The organism is Sheuella amnicola (assembly GCF_010499255.1).
Lineage (GTDB): Bacteria > Pseudomonadota > Gammaproteobacteria > Burkholderiales > Burkholderiaceae_B > Zwartia > Zwartia amnicola.
On the sequence record NZ_JAAGRN010000001.1, the window covers coordinates 410,161 to 430,015 of the forward strand.

18 protein-coding genes and 1 pseudogene are annotated in these 19,855 nt (G+C 50.6%); 6 read left to right on the top strand and 13 right to left on the bottom strand.

The features are described 5' to 3' along the window. The 6 genes and pseudogenes from rlmD to surE form a co-directional block, all read right to left on the bottom strand. A pseudogene (gene rlmD, locus G3I67_RS02010) lies at positions 1 to 1,305 on the bottom strand (23S rRNA (uracil(1939)-C(5))-methyltransferase RlmD); the annotation flags it as partial. A gap of 78 nt (positions 1,306 to 1,383) precedes the next feature. Next, on the bottom strand, positions 1,384 to 1,926 hold the full coding sequence (locus tag G3I67_RS02015) for a hypothetical protein (protein ID WP_163651281.1): 543 nt from the start codon (positions 1,924 to 1,926) through the stop codon (positions 1,384 to 1,386). A 42-nt stretch (positions 1,927 to 1,968) separates the two neighbouring features. Next, on the bottom strand, positions 1,969 to 2,745 hold the full coding sequence (locus G3I67_RS02020; RefSeq protein WP_163651282.1) for a 3'-5' exonuclease: 777 nt from the start codon (positions 2,743 to 2,745) through the stop codon (positions 1,969 to 1,971). A 12-nt stretch (positions 2,746 to 2,757) separates the two neighbouring features. Then, positions 2,758 to 3,462, bottom strand: coding sequence for a peptidoglycan DD-metalloendopeptidase family protein (locus tag G3I67_RS02025; RefSeq protein WP_235931631.1), 705 nt, complete (start codon positions 3,460 to 3,462; stop codon positions 2,758 to 2,760). A 113-nt stretch (positions 3,463 to 3,575) separates the two neighbouring features. Then, positions 3,576 to 4,385, bottom strand: a complete 810-nt coding sequence (locus tag G3I67_RS02030) for a protein-L-isoaspartate(D-aspartate) O-methyltransferase (RefSeq protein WP_375539291.1) — start codon at positions 4,383 to 4,385, stop codon at positions 3,576 to 3,578. Further along, positions 4,373 to 5,128 carry a 5'/3'-nucleotidase SurE gene (gene surE, locus G3I67_RS02035; RefSeq protein ID WP_163651284.1) on the bottom strand — a complete coding sequence of 252 codons (756 nt, stop codon included), beginning with the start codon at positions 5,126 to 5,128 and terminating at the stop codon, positions 4,373 to 4,375. Before surE ends, G3I67_RS02030 begins: the two co-directional genes overlap by 13 nt. A gap of 175 nt (positions 5,129 to 5,303) precedes the next feature. Here surE and plsY point away from each other — a divergent pair, with 175 nt between their 5' ends. Continuing rightward, entirely contained in the window at positions 5,304 to 5,921 is a 618-nt protein-coding gene (plsY, locus tag G3I67_RS02040; protein WP_163651285.1) for a glycerol-3-phosphate 1-O-acyltransferase PlsY, read from the top strand. A gap of 1 nt (position 5,922) precedes the next feature. Here the strand turns inward: plsY and tsaD are convergent, their stop codons facing one another. Continuing rightward, a complete protein-coding gene (tsaD, locus tag G3I67_RS02045) occupies positions 5,923 to 6,951 on the bottom strand; it encodes a tRNA (adenosine(37)-N6)-threonylcarbamoyltransferase complex transferase subunit TsaD (protein ID WP_163651286.1) in 1,029 nt (342 codons plus the stop codon). 15 nt (positions 6,952 to 6,966) lie between these two features. Then, complete coding sequence (locus G3I67_RS02050) at positions 6,967 to 8,571, bottom strand: ABC-F family ATPase (protein ID WP_163651287.1); 1,605 nt, start codon at positions 8,569 to 8,571, stop codon at positions 6,967 to 6,969. Between the two features lie 152 nt (positions 8,572 to 8,723). Here G3I67_RS02050 and G3I67_RS02055 point away from each other — a divergent pair, with 152 nt between their 5' ends. The 5 genes from G3I67_RS02055 to G3I67_RS02075 all read left to right on the top strand — a co-directional run bounded on the left by G3I67_RS02055 (position 8,724) and on the right by G3I67_RS02075 (position 15,148). Continuing rightward, entirely contained in the window at positions 8,724 to 10,076 is a 1,353-nt protein-coding gene (locus G3I67_RS02055; RefSeq protein WP_163651288.1) for an alanine/glycine:cation symporter family protein, read from the top strand. Between the two features lie 166 nt (positions 10,077 to 10,242). After that, positions 10,243 to 11,454 (top strand): ABC transporter substrate-binding protein, encoded by a 1,212-nt coding sequence (locus tag G3I67_RS02060; RefSeq protein ID WP_163651289.1) that lies wholly within the window; start codon positions 10,243 to 10,245, stop codon positions 11,452 to 11,454. Between the two features lie 123 nt (positions 11,455 to 11,577). Next, the gene (locus tag G3I67_RS02065) at positions 11,578 to 12,456 is read left to right on the top strand and encodes a branched-chain amino acid ABC transporter permease (protein ID WP_163651290.1); all 879 of its coding nucleotides are present in this window, start codon (positions 11,578 to 11,580) and stop codon (positions 12,454 to 12,456) included. 2 nt (positions 12,457 to 12,458) lie between these two features. Further along, positions 12,459 to 14,402 (top strand): branched-chain amino acid ABC transporter ATP-binding protein/permease, encoded by a 1,944-nt coding sequence (locus tag G3I67_RS02070; protein WP_163651291.1) that lies wholly within the window; start codon positions 12,459 to 12,461, stop codon positions 14,400 to 14,402. A gap of 23 nt (positions 14,403 to 14,425) precedes the next feature. Then, positions 14,426 to 15,148, top strand: coding sequence for an ABC transporter ATP-binding protein (locus G3I67_RS02075; RefSeq protein ID WP_163651292.1), 723 nt, complete (start codon positions 14,426 to 14,428; stop codon positions 15,146 to 15,148). Here the strand turns inward: G3I67_RS02075 and G3I67_RS02080 are convergent. The 5 genes from G3I67_RS02080 to hisD form a co-directional block, all read right to left on the bottom strand. Further along, a complete protein-coding gene (locus tag G3I67_RS02080) occupies positions 15,145 to 16,068 on the bottom strand; it encodes an LD-carboxypeptidase (protein ID WP_163651293.1) in 924 nt (307 codons plus the stop codon). The genes G3I67_RS02075 and G3I67_RS02080 overlap by 4 nt on opposite strands. Beyond that, positions 16,055 to 16,513, bottom strand: a complete 459-nt coding sequence (gene tadA, locus G3I67_RS02085) for a tRNA adenosine(34) deaminase TadA (RefSeq protein WP_163651438.1) — start codon at positions 16,511 to 16,513, stop codon at positions 16,055 to 16,057. The genes G3I67_RS02080 and tadA overlap by 14 nt, the downstream gene beginning before the upstream one ends. 7 nt (positions 16,514 to 16,520) lie before the next feature. Further along, complete coding sequence (locus G3I67_RS02090) at positions 16,521 to 17,366, bottom strand: HAD family hydrolase (protein WP_163651294.1); 846 nt, start codon at positions 17,364 to 17,366, stop codon at positions 16,521 to 16,523. 79 nt (positions 17,367 to 17,445) lie between these two features. Then, a complete protein-coding gene (locus G3I67_RS02095) occupies positions 17,446 to 18,432 on the bottom strand; it encodes a Bug family tripartite tricarboxylate transporter substrate binding protein (RefSeq protein WP_163651295.1) in 987 nt (328 codons plus the stop codon). A gap of 67 nt (positions 18,433 to 18,499) precedes the next feature. After that, positions 18,500 to 19,822: a histidinol dehydrogenase gene (hisD, locus tag G3I67_RS02100; protein WP_163651296.1), complete on the bottom strand. Its 1,323-nt coding sequence runs from the start codon at positions 19,820 to 19,822 to the stop codon at positions 18,500 to 18,502. Positions 19,823 to 19,855: the final 33 nt, after the last annotated feature.

Genomic DNA, 19,855 nt, shown 5'->3' on the forward strand with positions numbered 1-19,855 from the left:
TTCGAAAACGGCGATCGATTCAACATGCCCCGTATGCGGGAACATGTTGACGACGCCGGCCGCCACCAGCTTGTAACCACCCTTGGCATGCATAATCGCAGCATCCCGAGCAAGCGTACTTGGATTGCACGACACATAGACAATACGTTTCGGACGGGCGTGGGCAGGCAATTCAACCAGACTTTCGCATAAAGCTTGCGCACCTTCACGCGGAGGGTCGATCAACATTTTGTCGAAATAACCCAAGCCGAGCAACCAGCTTTGATCAACCTCGAAGAGGTTTAATGTCTCAAATGTTGCGTTGGATAAACCTGATTGCTTTGCCGCCTGCTGTGCTCTCTCGGTAAGCGAAGCGCTACCTTCGATACCGACGACTTCCCTGGCTTGAGTCGCGATTGGCAATGAAAAATTACCCAATCCGCAAAACATATCAGCCACGCGTTCATCTGAATGAACATCCAGCAATTTCAACGCACGAGAGATCAAGGCACGGTTGATATGGTGATTGACTTGCGTAAAATCAGTCGGGCGATAAGGCATGCGCAGTCCGAATTCAGGCAATGTATAAGCAAGCTCTTGTTCATGCTCAGGAACCAGCGCACGCACGGTGTCGGGCCCTTTGGATTGAAGCCACCACTGAATACCATGCCGATCGGCGAACTGGTGAAGGCTCGCCACATCCGAGTCGGTCAATGGCAACATATGGCGCAGGACAAGTGCGGTCACCCGATCACCTACTGCAACTTCGATCTGTGGAATTCGATCGGGTGTGGAAAGATTTTGCACCAATTGGCGCAATGGCATAAGAAGCGCTGAAACATGCGGCGGCAATACCTGACAAGACTTGATGTCTGCGACGAAACTGCTTTTTCGCTCATGAAATCCAACAAGAATCGTATTCTTTTTTGCCACCCAGCGAACCGCCAACCTGGCTCTAAAGCGATAACCCCAAGTGGGTCCATATAAAGGTGGCAGTATTCTGTCAGGACGTACAGATCCGATTCTCATCAGGCAATCTTCAAGCGCACGCTGTTTTACGGCGACTTGCGCGGCAGCATCGAGGTGCTGCATGACGCACCCCCCGCACATGCCGAAATGCTCGCATTTAGGCGTAACCCTGGACGATGATTGCCTGTGAATTTGATCGACCCTGGCAATCTCATAGGAAGGTTTGCTGCGGATTGTCGCTGCAGTCACCCGCTCGAAAGGCAATGCACCCTCGATGAACACTACCTTGCCTTCTCGGCGTGCAATCCCGCGCGCTTCGAGATCGAGCGACTCTACTTCCAAAACCTCAGACGACATATCCAATCCTTCAAAACAAGGTCAAGATTGTAAGAGAGGTTGGGCAGAGTTGAAAACAGCAAAAAAAAGCTTGGGAAACTATTTGAAAGCAGGTGCAAGTGGAGACTTGGAAGGAGGCGCTGCGGCGGGTGCGGTAGGCGCTTTTCCGAGGATGCGGTGCTGTGACTTGATGTACGAAACGAGCAATTTACGCTGAGGTTCGTTCAAACTATCCCAAAATTCGAGCCAGGCACTTTGAACATCGTCCATGCGCTTATCAGCCGTTTGACGAATACTTTTTCTCAATTTGATGATTTCGCGCGGATCGAAACGGTCATTCTCAAGCTCTTTAGCGATCAGATCGTATTCACTCTGGCGTGCGCGTCGATTCGCAACCCATAGACTGTGACGAGCAATTTGAGCTGCATTGAGCTTATCCTGCTGCTTTTTATCCAACGAAAGTTGTTCAAGCAATTCAGGTGGAAGTTGTCCAGTGAAATCCGGCATGGATTTGTCTGCTGATTGTAAGGGTTTTGCAGTTGTGCCTGCTTGGCCGGAAACAGTCTGCGCCCAAGATGCAAATGATGTGACTAAGAGGCACGTTGCGATCAAAATCGCCTTTGAATAATTACGAACGTTCATGAAATCGAATTCCGATATAACAAGACATTGTCATTGATGATTTTATTTAGGCCATGCGGCCAAATACTCAGACCAGTGGGGTTCGGAACTACCTTGTAGTGTCGAGCGAACCAAATCGATCTCTGCCTGATAAGCGGCTTCGTCGATTTCGCCACGGATAAGCCTGAAACGGCAATACACCAGCCAGGTATTGACTACGTCGGTTTCGCAATACGCTCTGACTTCCTGAGCCTTGCCGGTTGTCCAGGCTTCATATACTTTGCTGCCATCCATCCCGAGTTTGCCCGGAAAACCGCAAAGTTTAGCGAGGTCATCCAACGGTGCATTGCCGCGACCGTTATATTTAGCGAGCAGGTCCATCAAGTCGATATGACGATTATGGTATCGGCTGATGTAATTGTTGTATTTGAAATCTCTGTCGTCTTCACCCATATCCCAATATCTGGGAGCAGAAACGCCATGAATAAGCGTGCGGTAATGCAGCACTGGCAAATCAAAGCCCGAGCCGTTCCAGCTAATCAGCTTGGGAGTATATTTTTCAATTGTTTTAAAAAAACCGGCTAACAAAATAGGTTCGGGATCATTGATTTGTCCCAAACATCTGACGCGAAACCCGCTGTCATCTCGAAAGACGCAACCAACCACAGCTACTTTTTGAAGATGTAGAGGCAAAAATTCGCTACCTGTCGCCTCTTTACGCGCGGCGAAGGCTCTCTGAGCAACTTCGGCATCTGAAACTTCAGCCCCCCAATCGTTGAGCTTTCTAAGCCCCTCGATATCAGGAATCGTCTCAAGATCGAAAACCAGTGTGGGTATCATGCCGAATCAGACCTATTTTGCGGGCAAATACTGCATGGGATCAACCGGAGTACCCTGGCGGCGAATCTCAAAATGCAATTTAACTGTTGTCGAGTCGGTTTGACCCATTTCGGCTATTTTGGTGCCTTTTTTAACGTCCTGATCCTTTTTGACGCTTAATGTGCGATTGTGGGCATACGCAGTTACGAAACCATTGCCGTGATCGAGAATGATCAAATTACCGTAGCCGCGCAAACCATTTCCGGAATAAACAACCTTTCCATTTGCGGCAGCCTGAATCGGATCGCCGGCATTGCCAGCGATATCGATACCTTTGCTTGCTGTGGTGAAGGGTTGAACAACGTTACCCTTGGCCGGCCACCCCCAGCTGATGACACCAGCATCAGATGCGCGTGCGGGTGGTTGGGCAGATTCCGTATCCAGAGGTCGTGCTTCAGGCTTCTTGGATACGACCGGCTTGACGCCTGAACTCGTGTCGGCAGAATCGTTCAGACGAAGAACTTGCCCGACTTCAAGACGGTTGGGATTGGATAACTTATTCAGGCGTATCAAGGCGCCTTCGTCAACCCCGTTGGCACGGGCGATTTTACTCAGAGTGTCGCCAGCCTTAACGGTGTAGGTTTTGCCCACAGCGGCCGCACTTTGTGAACTATTCAAATCAGAAACCGGAGCACGATTTCCGGATGAGGTGCATCCGGCGAGAATTGCGGCGAACATGACGCAGGCAGCAACCCCGATTCTTTTGAAATTTAAAGTAGCGTACCGACCACGGGTCTGTACGGGAGCTATTCCATGATCATGCCCTAAAGGCATATGCTTCTCCTGTTTACTCAATTTTGTAATCCCGCCTTGAGGGGAACAAATCTTACAGCTTCAAGTTCATAGCGATCCCATGCTTCGGGACCCGTTCTGTGGATTTTTACCAAACGTTGCGCGTTTGTGCCTTCAGGGGCGATTAAAACACCACCAATCGCCAACTGTTGTTGTAGCGCCTGAGGAATACGAATGCCGGCAGCCGCCACCAAAATCGCATCGAACGGAGCCGATGTGGGCAACCCGATCATGCCATCTCCGAAAGTCAACCTGACATTGGACTGGCGCAAAACCCGTAATTGCTCTTTGGCAAAGTCATGCAAAGCCCGGATACGTTCAATCGAGTGGACTTGTTCGAACACATGCCCCATCACCGCCGCCTGATATCCGCATCCGGTGCCGACTTCAAGAACTTTTTTAGGCAAGCCGTGCTCGCACACCGCCGCAATCATTCTTGCGACGACCCATGGCTGCGAAATCGTCTGGCCATGACCAATCGGAAGCGCAGCATCGTCGTAGGCTCGGCTTGATAGCGCCTCGTCGACAAAAACATGTCGGGGAACAACTTGCATCGCAGCGAGCACCCTTTCGTCCGTAATGCCTTGCTGATGCAGCCTGCTGACCATCGCGGCCCGTTTACGATCGTAATTCTGTGCCACTGACTCAGTCGAGGCAGGTTGAATAGCAGGCTTTGTAGTAGAACTGGGAAGACGCGAAGCGGATATGCGCGTATTGCTATTTGTGGGCGTGATGCCCTGCAAACCCCTGCCAAGTCCTGAGCGGGGATCGCGTGCAGCCATCAGAACTCGATGAACTATTTTGAACATATCGGTCCTATCCAAGACTCGATACTGGACAATTGATCCTGGTGCGTCAAATCCAGGCGTAAAGGCGTGACCGATACAAATCCATGCTCAATCGCATCGAAATCCGTACCATCGGCGGCATCCATCGCGTGCCCCGCAGGTCCGATCCAATAAACCGTTTCACCGGCGGGAGTTGAAGTTGGAATCACCGGTTGGGAAGGATGACGTTTACCCAGACGCGTCGTCCTGATGCCCTTGATCCGGTCAATAGGCAAATCGGGAAAATTAACATTGAGCAGACATTGCTGATTGATCGGGTTATTCAATTGATGTTCAACGATGAGTCTGGCATGGTGCGCCGCGCTATCGATGTGCTTCCACCCTCTTTCGACAAGCGAAAAGGCTATGGATGGAATGCCAAAAAGAAAACCCTCTGCCGCCGCGGCGACTGTGCCCGAGTAAAGAGTGTCGTCGCCCATGTTCGCGCCGTTATTGATGCCTGAGATGACCAGATCGGGACGATGATCAAGCAGACCGGTCATTGCGATATGAACGCAATCCGATGGGGTACCGTTGACATAAATAAAACCGTTAGGGGCCTGCCGAACGGCCAAGGGCCTGGAAAGTGTCAGTGAATTCGATGCGCCACTATGATTAATTTCAGGCGCGACAACCGTAATTTCGCCCAACCCGCGCAATGATTCAACAAGAACCTCCAGGCCCTTGGCGTTGTAACCATCATCGTTTGAAACCAGTATGTGCATGTTGCGCGTGGATATTAAAATCGATTTCTAATAGAAGATTGTACCCCTTGCCAATGGTAAAAATGATTAAATTGCTCCCGGTGGCAGACAGCAAGCTAGAATGAACGCTAGTCAGGATTTTTAGTCGATCTTTCTACACCTCAGCACCACTGGACTCAACGGATTCTTTACGATCATGCAAGCATCTCTCCCTGTCATTTGGCTAGCGTGCGCCTATCTGATTGGCTCGATTCCCTTCGCGGTTGTCGTCAGCAAAATGTTCGGCTTGCAAGACCCCCGTTCTTACGGATCGGGCAATCCGGGGGCGACCAACGTTTTACGGTCCGGCAACAAGGGGGCTGCAGCGCTCACACTGATCGGCGATGCGGCAAAAGGCTGGTTTGCCGTATGGTTAAGCCAAAAATTACTTGGAACCGGCGCTGTCGTTGCGTTGACCGCCGTGATGGTATTTCTCGGTCATTTGTACCCAATTTTCCTAAAGTTTAAAGGCGGTAAAGGGGTGGCTACAGCTGTGGGGGTCATTCTGGCATTGCAACCCATGCTTGCCTTGATATGTCTGTTCCTGTGGGTCTTAACAGCCGTCATCTTCAAAATGTCTTCGCTTGCGGCGCTGGTAAGCGCCGTCTGCGCACCAGTGGTGTTCTATCTGGGCGGTCAGTTCGGCGCATGGAATGCGCAACCGGGCGCGACCATGGCTCTGGTTTTCATCAGTCTGATGCTGATTTACAGGCATAGCGCCAATATTTCTCGCATTCTGAACGGCACCGAATCGAAAATCGGCTCGAAAAAATAAGTTAAATCTGTGACAAAGGCCAACGAGGCATCACATTAAATCCATGATCTTGCCCTGTAAGATCGACCAAACCACGATTCACTCGTTGCGCAGCTGCATACGCAATCATCGCGCCATTATCAGTGCATAAATCCAGCGGGGGGAAATAGGCACCGGCCCCAATGCGCTTCAATCGCGATAACAATCGCTGCCTCAAAGACTGATTGGCTCCAACACCACCGGCAACAACCAGACGCTTGAGCCCCGTTTGCTTAAGAGCCGCAATCGATTTCGCGACAAGCACTTCGACAATGGCATCCTGCGTAGAGGCGGCCAAATCAGCCAAAATATTCCCATTAATATCCGGATTTTCAAGCATTTTTTTCTGCTGAATCATCACAGCCGTTTTCAAACCGCTAAAACTGAAATCAAGGTTTGGGCTGTGCAGCATCGGCCTGGGCAAATCGAATTTCTTAGGATCTCCCCGCTCGGCAAGCTTGGCTAATGCCGGCCCTCCTGGATATCCCAGTCCCAGAAGTTTGGCCGTTTTATCAAATGCCTCACCGGCTGCATCATCAAGTGTTTCGCCCAACAATTCGTACTGACCGACGTCATCCACGCGCATCAGTTGTGTATGACCGCCCGACACAAGAAGAGCAACGAAAGGAAACTCGGGACACGGCAAAGCCATGCGTGGCGACAGGAGATGACCTTCAAGATGATGAATCGGGATGGCCGGTAGCTCAAGCGACCAAGCGATTGCCTGGGCAACACTCGCACCGACAAGCAAGGCGCCTGCCAATCCGGGGCCAGCCGTGTAAGCGATCGCGCCTACATCCGATAATGAAATACCGGCTTGACTCAATACCTGACGCGTCAGGGGAATCACCCGCCTGACATGATCGCGCGATGCAAGCTCAGGCACAACGCCGCCGTAGTGGGCATGCATGGCTACTTGCGTGTGAAGCGAGTGCGCAAGCAATCCCTTGTCGCTACAAACCGCAGCCACACCGGTTTCATCGCACGAACTTTCAAATCCGAGAATGATCATGCCTGGATCATGCCATCAGTGATCAATGCCGCGGGAAGCAAGAAACTCTTCATATGGACCGCGATAGTCGACTACCTCGCCGCCAGCCTGGATTTCCCAGACACGCGTTGCCAATCCCGACACGAACTCTCGATCGTGCGAAACGAAAAACAATGTGCCCTTGTACTTATCCAGAGCCATTTGAAGAGACTCGATCGATTCCATGTCAAGGTGATTGGTCGGCTCATCCATCAGCATGACGTTATGCTTTTTAAGCATCAGGCGACCAAAAGTCATCCTGTTTTTCTCGCCTCCAGACAACACGCTGGGAGATTTAGGCAAATCATCGGCCGAAAACAGCAACCTGCCCAGAACGGAACGAATCGACTGATCATCATCTCCCGGTTGGCGGTAATGAGTCATCCATTCGAACAGGTTGTCATCCTTAGACGTAAATTGATCGGAAACGTCTTGCGCCATATAGCCAAGATCGGCGTTTTCAGACCATTTGATCGTGCCGCGATCGGGACTCAAGTCGTTGGCCAGCATTCTCAGCAATGTCGTTTTGCCGACCCCGTTGGCGCCGATGATTGCGATTTTCTCGCCCGCCTCAACCATGGCCGAAAATGGTTTGATCACTGGGTGATCAAAAGATTTCTGGATATGTTCGATCGTCACCGCCTGACGGTGCATGACCTTGAGTTGCTCAAAACGAATGAATGGATTTTGTCGTGAAGACGGCTTGACCTCAATCTGTTCGGCTTTGATCCGATCAATTTGCTTGAGTCTGGAAGTCGCTTGCCTAGCCTTGGACTTGTTCGCCGAAAACCTGCGCACGAAATCCTGAAGCTCCTGAACTCGCTCTTTGGCCTTAGCGTTTGAAGCGGACACACGTTCGCGCGCCTGAGTCGAGGCGAGCATGTAGTCGTCATAATTGCCCGGATAGACTCGCAACTCGCCGAAATCCAAATCAGCCATGTGAGTACAGACCTGATTCAGAAAGTGGCGATCGTGACTAATAATGATCATCGTACTTTGATAGTCATTCAATACATCCTCAAGCCATCTGATGGTGTTGATGTCCAAGTTGTTAGTTGGCTCGTCCAGCAACAATACGTCGGGATTTGAGAACAAGGCTTGCGCAAGCAGAACGCGCAATTTCCAGCCGGGAGCAATCTCGCGCATGGGCAATTGGTGCTGTTCGACCGGAAACTCGAGGCCCAGCAAAAGCTCACCGGCGCGCGCCTCGGCTGTATAGCCGTCGTATTCGGCGAACTTGGCCTCGAGATCGGCCGCACGCATGTAGTCATCGTCCGTGGCATCCGGGTTCGCGTAAATCGCATCGCGCTGCGACATTGCATCCCACATTTCGGTATGTCCCATCAGAACGACATCAATGACGCGTGAATCCTCATAGGCGAATTGATCTTGACGCAACTTACCGAGCCTTAGGCCCGGTTCCAAAAATACGTTTCCAGCGGATGGCTCAAGATCTCCACCAATAATCTTCATCAATGTCGATTTGCCGGATCCGTTTGCCCCGATCAAGCCGTAACGGTTTCCCTCCCCGAACTTGACATTGATATTTTCGAAAAGCGGTTTGGGACCGAACTGTATGGTGAGGTTTGATGCGGTTATCACGGTAAGCCAATAAAGTAAATACTGCAGTTACATCTTGATAGATAAGTTTTCAGTGTAACAACTGGTGAAATTACGTCCTATTTTCCGAAGCCATCCATATGATCTCCAGTCTTGCTGTTATGTGAATACAGCGCAAAGTACGGGAGTAAATCATGCAAGACGCTTCATGGAGTGCGACGGTTGATACTTTAACCGCTTTATGCGGAACGATCGGAGGATATATTTGGGGTCCAGCCCTACTTACACTTCTAGTCGGCACGGGACTCTATTTGACCATCAGATTGAGTGGCGTGCAGTTTCGGATGTTGCCTTACGCATTAAAACTGGCCTTTTCGCGCAACCAGGATGACAAGTCCGCCGGAGACATATCCCAATTTCAATCACTTATGACTGCACTAGCAGCCACCATCGGCACGGGAAACATCGCCGGTGTTGCAACCGCTGTCGTTTTGGGAGGACCCGGGGCGATCTTCTGGATGTGGTTGACCGCCTTGGCGGGCATGGCAACCAAGTATGCCGAAGGATTGCTGGCGATTTTATATCGCGTCAGGGACGAAAGCGGTCAAATGGCCGGGGGCCCGATGTACTACATCGAACGCGGGCTGAACATGAAATGGCTCGCCATGGCGTTCGCATTTTTTGGCATGATTGCAGCTCTCGGTACAGGTTGCTCAGTGCAGTCCAATTCTGTTGCGCATGCAATCGAAAGCTCGTTCGGAATCAGCCCCTGGATCACCGGGATGATTCTGACCCTCATCACCGCCTTAGTCATGCTAGGTGGCATTCATAGCATCGCACGCGTTGCCGGCGTGATCGTTCCCGGCATGGCTCTCTTATATATTCTGGGAGGGCTGACAATCATATTTACAAACCTCGAGCTGCTGATTCCCGCTCTCAGACTGATATTCGATGATGCCTTCACCGGAAATGCCGTTGCGGGTGGCGCCCTGGGCACAGTTATTCGCTACGGGATCGCGAGAGGCTTATTTTCTAATGAAGCCGGACTCGGTACAGCCCCGATTGCAGCCGCAGCCGCCAAAACTGATCACGCCAGCAAACAAGCACTTGTATCCATGACTGGAACATTCATTGACACCATCGTAGTCTGTTCCATCACGGGGCTTGCATTGGTGATGGGCGGACTGTACACGTCCGGACTGAACGGAGCGGCACTGACCAGCCAGACATTTAATGTTTTATTGCCCGGACCGGGCGGCTGGATCGTCACGATCGGACTGATCTTCTTTTCCTATTCGACCATATTGGGCTGGAGCTTTTATGGCGAAAAATGTACACAGTACCTGTTTGGATCGGGTTCGATAAAGGTCTATAGATTCATCTATATAAGTTTCGTGATGCTCGGAACCATCGTTTCACTAGATCTGGTGTGGGCGGTATCGGATGTGTTCAACGGGTTAATGGCGATTCCTAACCTGATCGGCATCATCTTGTTATCAGGAGACGTCGCACGCGAAACAAAACAACTCTTTGACAAACACTCATAACAGTAGAAAATCACGAAATAACGACTTTTGTAAGCGAATTGTCAGGATTTAGCTTCAATGTCGATACTAATTCAGGGGAAAACCCCAACGAAACACCACGAGTTTTCAAAGCGATTCTCGCTAAAATGTTTAATCTCAACTGATTCAAGTTGGCCGAGGAGCAATCATGAAATTGAGTCATAAAGTTCTAACCGCCGTCGCGGCTTGCACACTGGCAACTGCTGGTGCTTTTGCACAAGAAACAATCAAAATTGGTGTGATCGGACCCTTCACTGGCGGATCCTCTTCAATGGGCGTCAGCATGCGTGATGGCGTTCGACTGGCTGCCAAAGAAGTCAACGCCGCAGGCGGAGTACTTGGCAAAAAAATCGAACTCATCGAGCGCGATGATGAAGCCAAAAACGAGCGTGGTGTTCAGATTGCCCAAGAATTGGTCAACAAAACAAAAGTTGTCGCTGTCGTCGGTTACATCAATACTGGCGTAGCTTTGGCTTCGCAGCGTTTCTTCCAGGAAGCGAAGATTCCCGTGATGAATAACGTCGCGACCGGTACACTGATTACCAAACAGTTTGAGAAAGAGCCCGAAAACTACGTTTTCCGTAACTCGGCAGCCGACAATATTCAGGCACCAATGATTGTCGAGGAAGCGATTACACGCCGCGGGTTCAAGAAAGTCGCCATCCTTGCCGACTCGACCGCATACGGCGATCTGGGTCGTAAAGACTTGACTGCCGCTCTTGCCGCCAAAGGGATTACGCCCGTTGCCGATGAAAAATTCAACATTAAAGATGTTGACATGACACCTCAGTTGCTTAAGGCTAAGGAAGCCGGTGCCGAAGTCATCCTGACTTACGCAATCGGACCTGAACTAGCCCAAATCGCAAACGGCATGGCCAAGCTTGGCTGGAAAAAGCCGATGATCGGCAGCTGGACCCTGTCTATGGCGAACTTCATCGACACCGCCGGCAAGAACGGCGATGGCGCTACCATGCCGCAGACATTCATTCAAGATGGCAGCACCGAAAAGCGTAAAGCCTTTATTGCAGCATACCTAAAGGACTTCAAACCCAAGAAAGACCGTATCGATTCGCCAGTGTCGGCTGCACAGGGTTACGACTCGATTCTGCTTCTTGTCGCTGCGATGAAACAAGCCGGCACAACCGAAGGACCAAAAGTGCTTGCTGCCCTCGAAAACCTCAACACAAAGGTTGATGGTGTTGTCACAACATATGACAAGCCATTCACTAAAACCGACCATGAGGCAATCACATCGAACATTCCTTTGATGGGCGAAGTTAAAGCCGGTCGAGTTGGATACGCTAACCCTGATGAGCAAAAGACCGCAGGTCAGGTTCGTGTCAAGAAAGCAGCACCGTAATTCCGCTTTATAGGGTGATCACTGCCCTGAACCAAACGCCGCGCTTTAAATGCGCGGCGTTTTTAATCGCAGCAGCAGTGTTTGTTTCAAAATTTAACGACCTTCATTCCCAGGGACCTTCCTATGGAAATCCTGCTCCAACTGGTTTTTAGCGGCATCTCTCTCGGGATGATTTACGCAGTCATCGCGTTTGGCTACCAATTAACCTTCGCCACTTCAGGTACCTTGAACTTCGGTCAAGGTGAAGCTCTGATGCTTGGGGCAATGGTAGGCCTGACCCTTGTCGACAATTTCGGCATGAATTATTGGCTGATGATACCTATCGTCTGCGTGTTCGGCGCACTTCAGGGTAGTTTTGTCGAGCTCATCGGCGTTCGCCCCGCAATCAAGATCAAGTCGGAATTCGGCTGGATCATGTCAACAATCGCCTTGGGCATTATTTTCAAAAACGTCGCGGAAAACCTCTGGGGTCGCGACGATATGAAGTTCCCCTCCCCGATCGATGACGATCCGATCAAACTGCTGGGCGCTAACGTTTTGCCGATGGACCTGGTTGTTGTGGCTGGCGCGCTTGGCATGATGCTGCTTGTCGAATTTTTCAACCGTAAAACTATATACGGCAAAGCAGTTGTTGCCACTTCGAACGACCGGGACGCCGCCGGACTGATGGGCATCAACACGGGTTTGGTCATTACGTTTTCTTATGCCCTGTCTTCTTTGACAGCCTCTTTTGCCGGTGTGCTGGTTGCTCCGCTTACGCTCACCGGAGCGACCATGGGTATTGCACTCGGTCTGAAAGCATTCGCCGTTGCGATTATTGGCGGCCTTTCCAGTGGCATGGGCATCATTGTTGGTGGATTGATTCTCGGCATCGCTGAAACAGCCACCGGATTCTATATTTCCACCGGTTATAAAGATGTGCCCGGGCTTGTACTTCTACTGCTGGTTCTTGCGATCAAACCCGCAGGTCTCTTTGGCAAAACAGCGATCAAGAAGGTCTGATCATGAAATTAAAACATCTACTCATGGTTACGGCCATTGTCGCCCTGTTCGGCTTCCCGCTTGTTGTCGACAATCCCTATTACATCCATCTGGTTGAAACCATCCTGATCTACGCCGTCTTGCTTTTCGGTCTGGACATCGTGGTTGGATATACGGGTCAAGTATCGCTAGGTCATGCCGGACTCTTCGGTATCGGCTCCTATGTTGCGGGCGTTTTGTTCATCAAACTAGGCATGCCTTTCTGGGTAACCGTTCCGGCAGCGATCATCATCACGGCAGCGTTTGGCGGCCTACTTGCGTTACCGGCGCTAAAAGTGATCGGTCCATACCTTGCGATGGTGACGCTTGCCTTCGGAACCATCATCCAGATTCTGATCAACGAGATGAGTTTCCTGACCGAAGGTCCGGTAGGCATCAAAATTCCAAAGCCGAATCTATTTGGACGTCCGATGACGGAGGACGAATATTACTGGGTCGTATGCGTTCTGATGCTTCTGAGCTTGCTCGTTGTGCATCGAATCATGAAATCACATCTGGGGCGCGCCTTCGAGGCATTGAGAGATAGCCCGGTTGCTTGCGATTGCATGGGAGTCTCGGTTTACCGTTTCAAGGTTTACGCATTTGTGATTAGTGCCGGTTTCGCAGGGCTGGCAGGATGTATGTACTCATACTCCGAACAGTACATTTCACCGAACACCTATGTGATCGAATTAAGCGTTCTATTCCTGCTTGCCGTCATCATGGGTGGTCGAAAGTCGCGGATTGGTGCGTTGATCGGCTCTTTCATTATTGTCATGCTGCCAAAACTGCTGGATGACATCGTTCTATTCCGTATGGTCGCGGTAGCCATCGCCATTCTGTTTATCGTGATTGCCTTGTTTTCGCTCAGCAAACAATTAACGACCGCCAAGAAAATCGCGATCCCGCTCGCTGGCACGATCGGCCTGGCGGCATTTTCGTTCTGGCTAGAAAACATCACCGATTGGCGATTGACTATTTTCGGCTGCATGATTCTGCTGGTGGTTTATTACCTGCAGGATGGTATTGTCGGATTCGTTCGTAACTATTACGCCGCGCTAACAGGTAAGTCTGCTTCCGCCGCAGCCAAAGATGCTGAACTTAAAGATATCAAGCACACATCAAAAGATGTCATCAGTGCAGCGTCCGACACCACAAAAGGTGGGGTATTGCTCGACGTCAAATCTGTACTGATGCAATTTGGCGGCTTAAAGGCGTTGAACAATGTGGATCTTCAGATTCAGCGCGGCACAATTCATGGCCTGATCGGTCCGAACGGATCCGGCAAAAGCACCATGATGAACGTGCTCACCGGAATTTACACGCCGACTGCCGGTGACGTCGTTTATGCCAGCAATAGCGTTGTCGGTAAAACTTCTTCCGAAATCGCGCTATCAGGCATCGCACGGACTTTCCAGAACGTTCAGTTGTTCGGCGAAATGACTGCACTTGAAAACATTCTTGTCGGTCTGCATCATACGTTTGAATCAAACCTGCTGGACGTTTCGCTGCATCTTCCGAAATTCACCAACGAAGAATCCGCAGCGAGGGAGCGCGCTCTGGGACTACTGGAGTTTGTCGGACTTGATTCCCTTGCAAACGAGGAAGCCCGCAATCTGCCCTACGGTAAGCAACGCGTCCTGGAAATTGCCAGAGCGTTGGCATTAGATCCCAACCTGTTGCTACTGGACGAGCCTGCAGCAGGCCTGACTGCGCCTGACATCAAAGAGCTGCTGGTCATCATCGAAAAAATACGTGAACACGGCATTACCGTCATCCTGATCGAACACCACATGGACGTCGTCATGGCTGCATGCGACAAGGTCTCGGTTCTGGACTTCGGACAAAAAATCGCCGAAGGTAAACCGGCAGAAGTTCAAGCCAACGAAAAAGTGATTGAAGCCTACTTGGGCGGTCAATCTGCGTAACCGACAAGAGATCAGGAATACATATGCTATCGATTAAAAATCTCGAAGCCGGCTATGGCAAAGTCAAAGTCTTGCACGGCATTAGTATTAATGTGCCTAAAGGCCAAGTCGTTACATTGATCGGGTCAAATGGTGCCGGCAAGACGACCACGATGCGCGCAGTCACCGGCATGATCAAACCCACCGCCGGTGAAATCGTTCTGGGTACTCACAAGATTGATGGTTACGACTCATACAAAATCGCTCGATTGGGATTGGCGCACTCACCTGAAGGACGGCGCGTCTTCTCGACCATGACGGTTACAGACAATCTGACACTTGGCGCATTTCCTCGTTTCACGGGAAGCCGCCCAAAAGGCGACGTAAAAGGCGACCTGGAACGAGCAATGGATTTGTTTCCACGCTTGAAAGAGCGTCGCAGCCAATTAGCCGGCACGCTTTCTGGTGGTGAACAGCAGATGCTCGCCATGGCGCGTGCAATCATGCTCAATCCTGAAATCATTTTGCTCGACGAGCCCTCAATGGGTCTTGCACCCATTCTGGTCGATGAGGTGTTTCGGATTATTGCAAGACTCAAGACAGAAGGCGTTACCATGCTTCTGGTAGAACAATTCGCTGCCGCTGCCTTGAACGTTGCGGATTACGGTTATGTTCTTGAAAACGGCCGCATCACCGCACACGGTGAAGCGGAAAAACTCAAGAATGACCCGGCGGTGAAAGCGGCCTATCTAGGCGGCAGTCACTAGTGCACGTGCTCATCCAGGACAAGATGTGCCATCCCTTTTTCGGTCGCGACGCCTACCTTTGCTCCAATGGGTAGGGTTGCCTTGATTTCGGTGTGTCCGTAAGGCAATCCTGTAATTACAGGTATGCCTACCGTCTTGCGAATAAATTTGATTGCCTCCTTGAGATTGTACCCTTGATCATGAGCGGCAAGCTTGTACTCAGTGAAGCCGCCAAGAAGAAGTGCTTTTTGTTTTCCGAGCACCCCCGCCTGGGCGAGTTGATTCAACATTCTTTCGATTCGATACGGATGTTCTCCTACATCCTCGACAAACAGAATGCCGCCCTTGATTTTCGGCAAATAGGGCGTACCCAACAGCGATGTCAGCATCGCAAGATTACCGCCCCACAACACGCCGCGACAATCAACGCTATCGGCATCCGCAGTCTCGAAGCTCAGGATTTCCAACTCGCCTCGCATGGCTTCACAAAAAATTTCAGTGGTCAAAATCTCGGTTTTTGAGCCTCCAAAATCAAAACATGCGGTTGGTCCTGCGTAGCTGATCATGCCGGTCTTGGCGAGCAATGCCAAACTGAACGCGGTGAAATCACTTTGACCAATGAATCGCTTACCGGAATTTTCAAGCGCCTTCCAATCAAGAGAGGGAAAAAGACGCCCTACCCCATAACCACCACGCGATGCCATCACGATGGGTAGTTTCTGCTTAATGGCGCGCGAAAAAGCAGCCAGCCGCTGGACATCCGTACCTGCAAAACGTTGGTGACGCGACAACGCAGTCCGGTCAATCGCTACTTTGAAACCCATTTTGCTCAAACGCGACTGCGCACGATCCAGTGCGGTCGGATCTGCAACAGCGCTTGAGGGGGAAATAATGTAGATGCCGCTTGCGTCAGGCAGTGCATCAAGTTTATGTCGAGCCATTTTCTATATCCTTAGCACGCCGTTTTTTAAAAAACTGACGTAATACATTTCCGCAATCATCAGCAAGAACTCCACCCGATACTTCAGTATGGTGATTCAACTGCTTAAATTCATGCAAATTCAAAACACTGCCGCACACCCCAGTTTTTGGATCATGGGCACCGAACACTACGCGTGATAATCGCGCATGCATCATCGCGCCCATGCACATGGAGCAAGGCTCGAGCGTGACATACAAGCTCAAGCCGGGCAAACGGTAATTATCAAGAATCGACGACGCGTTTCTGAGGGCAACGATCTCGGCATGTGCGGTGGGGTCACGATCCGTAATCGTTCGGTTGTAACCTGCTGCAATCACCACACCTTGCGGATCAACCACGACCGCCCCGACCGGCACTTCGCCTAATTGTTCGGCCAGTACCGCCTGCTCCATGGCAAGCTGCATAAAAACTTCATCCACGATACAGCCTGGATTTCAATGCCACCCTACCGGCCAAACTGGTCAAAGCCTCTTCGAGCCACTGATAAAGCTCGGCATCATTATCGTAGCGCGCTTGATTTAGGTTCGAAACGCGACCATCTTCGATAAATCCCCAGGCGCGGCTACGCTTATCTCGATGCTTGGGATCCCAAACACCAAAGGCAAATCCGCCTGATCTTCTGATTAGCGAAAAGCAAGGAATATCGGTATATCCATCGCCAACAAAAACCATTTGATCGAACGGAACGCGCAATCGGTCTTCCGGAACTTTTCGATTGACTTCGAATGGTTTACCCACATAGGCAGGGCCTACTATACCCTTCTGAATATGGAACAAATAACGGGTTTTATCGGTAAAGCTCACGATTCTGCGAGGAAAAGAGATCGCACCATGCTCATCGTAGATAAATTCGGACGCCCAAATGCCGGTGAATTCGTGCGCAATGCGTGTATGTCTCACAACATCACCGATGCCGCTTGAGATCAGATAAAACTCGAGCTGAACCTGAGGATGTACTTTTCTGACCTGCTCGCGTAAGCGAGAAAACAAAGTTTCTACGCCAGTATGCAAGGGCAAGGTTTCACCCCAGCTTTGTAGCTGCTGACGGGTAATCGGCTGATCACCTCGCTCGCGCGAGAGTTCGATCATCTGATGCAAGTATGCCGGCACAGGATCCCAATCCTGCGCCAACAGAGGATCGACGCGTTTTGTCCAAAACTGCTGAGTGTCTACACCAATCGTTTCGAGAAATCCCGATGTGCTATCTGGTGCGAGCGTATCGTCAAAGTCAAATATAAGTGCAATGACATCAGACATTGTTCAGTATCCTGCCCCGGAAGAATAATCGAATTGTAACGACTCCCGGGGACATATACGCTGCGACAACGCTTACTTATTATTCTTTGATTCCTAGCGCACGAATAATATCGCCCCATTTTTTACCATCGCGCTCCATGAATTGTTTGACGACCTGAGGACTGGATACTTTCATGTCTACGCCCTTCTTAGCCAGGTCTTCGCGCAAGGCCTGATCCGCTCCGACCACCTGCATGGCAGTTTCAAGTCGCTGGACCACTGCAGCAGGCGTATTGGCCGGAACAAGCAAAGCCAGCCAGAATTCTGCATTGAACCCCTTGATGCCTGCTGCTTCATCAATCGTCGGCAGATCAGGCAAAGAAGAAATGCGCTGGGCAGTCGATACGGCGATACCTTTTGTTCGACCGGATGTGACAAATGGCAATGCTTCATTAGTCGCCGAGAACATCATATGGATATTGCCGCCGAGCATATCTTGCGCTGCAGGCATTCCACCCTTGTAGTGAATCACGGACATTTTCAAGTTGAACGTCCTGATGAAATATTCGGCGGCCAGATGGTTGATGGATCCGAGTCCTGACGTACCGATCGTGTATTTGTCCGGATTAGCTCGAATCAGCGCAAGCAATTCCTTCAAGTTACTGACAGGTAAATCCTTGTTTGTCTGAAGAACGAAAGCCGATGTGATCATCATCGATACCGGCGCAAAATCTTTTGAAGGACTGTATTCAACTTTGGATTGCAAAACCGGATTGATCACAATTGATACGGGAGCAGCGTACAACGTATAACCATCGGCCGGTGACCTGGCGACAAACATGCTGGCAATAGTCGAAGCCGCCCCCGCCTTGTTTTCGATGACCATGGTGGCTTTCAATTCGCGTCCGAGCCTTTCGGCAATCGCACGGCTTGAGTTGTCGCTGACACCACCGGGTGGATATGGAACAATAAAACGGATTGACTTGTTTGGATATGCGTCTTGAGCTTGTACTAACGTTGTACCGAATAGGCACAACATACCTGAGAAGAACAAGGCAATCGATTTGATTAGTTTTGATTTGATCATTATTAAGTCTCCTACCACCCGGGGTTGATACCGGCTTAAAAGCTAAATTTCTACTCTAACCCATGAATTAATTTTTAGCCGCGACTGGTTCGTACCAGGGAACTTCAGCACGATCGCCGTAACGCCTGACGCGCAAATTTGCCTGTTCGCCATGGCCTGCGAAATTTTCCATGTGACACAGTCTTGAACAATATTCCCCTATCAATGCCGACGCAGCATCCGTGGTCACGCGTTGATAAGTGCAAGTCTTCAGGAACTTACCCACCCAAAGACCACCCGTAAAGCGTGCGCTGCGCTTGGTTGGCAGTGTGTGGTTGGTGCCGATCACCTTGTCGCCAAAACTGACATTGGTTCTGGGTCCTAAAAACAATGCCCCGTAGTTGGTTAAGCGCTTAAGAAACAGATCCGGATCCTTGGTCAGAATCTGAACGTGTTCAAAAGCAAGCTGGTCTGCGGTAGCGATCATTTCATCTATAGTGTCACAGACGATCACCTCCCCATGCTCAGCCCATGAAACACGTGCAATGTCGGCTGTAGGCAATATGCCCAGTTGCCGCTCGACTTCAACCATGGTCGCCTTCGCTAGCGTTTCGCTATTGGTCAGAAGAATCGCCGGCGATGTTGGGCCATGCTCGGCTTGACCAAGCAAATCGACTGCGCACATTTCTGCATCCACACTGTCGTCTGCGATCACCAGTGTTTCAGTCGGACCCGCGAACAGGTCAATACCCACTTTGCCGAATAACTGGCGCTTGGCTTCAGCCACAAACATATTTCCGGGTCCAACCAGCATATCCACCGGAGCAATACTTTGCGTACCCAGCGCCATGGCGCCGACTGCCTGTATACCGCCTAAGGAGAGGATTTCATCCGCACCTGCAAAATGCATCGCAGTTACGATGGCCGGATGAGGGGCACCTTGAAAAGGAGGCGCGGTGGCGACGATTCTTTTGACTCCGGCGACCTTTGCCGTCAGCACGCTCATATGCGCGGACGCGATCATTGGATATTTCCCACCAGGCACATAACAACCCACAGCGTTTACCGGGATGTGTTTGTGACCCAAGATCACCCCTGGGATTGTTTCAACTTCAACATCTTGCATGGAAGCGCGTTGGATTTCTGCAAATCTTCTGATTTGAGTCTGCGCAAATTTGATGTCTTCGATTTCCCTTGGGGAAAGCTGTTTAACAGCCTTTTCGATCGCGGCTTGACTCAACTTGAACTCTTCAGGTTCCCACTTATCGAACTTGGCCGACATTTCGCGAACAGCAACATCTCCCCTTTTTTCGATATCACTCAACAGGCCTTCAACCGTTGACCTTACTTTCGCATCTGCATCCGCCACTTCGGCGGCATCTTTACCACGCTTCAAATAACGAACAGCCATTTTTATCTCCGTTTGCAAGCGGTTGCAAAATTA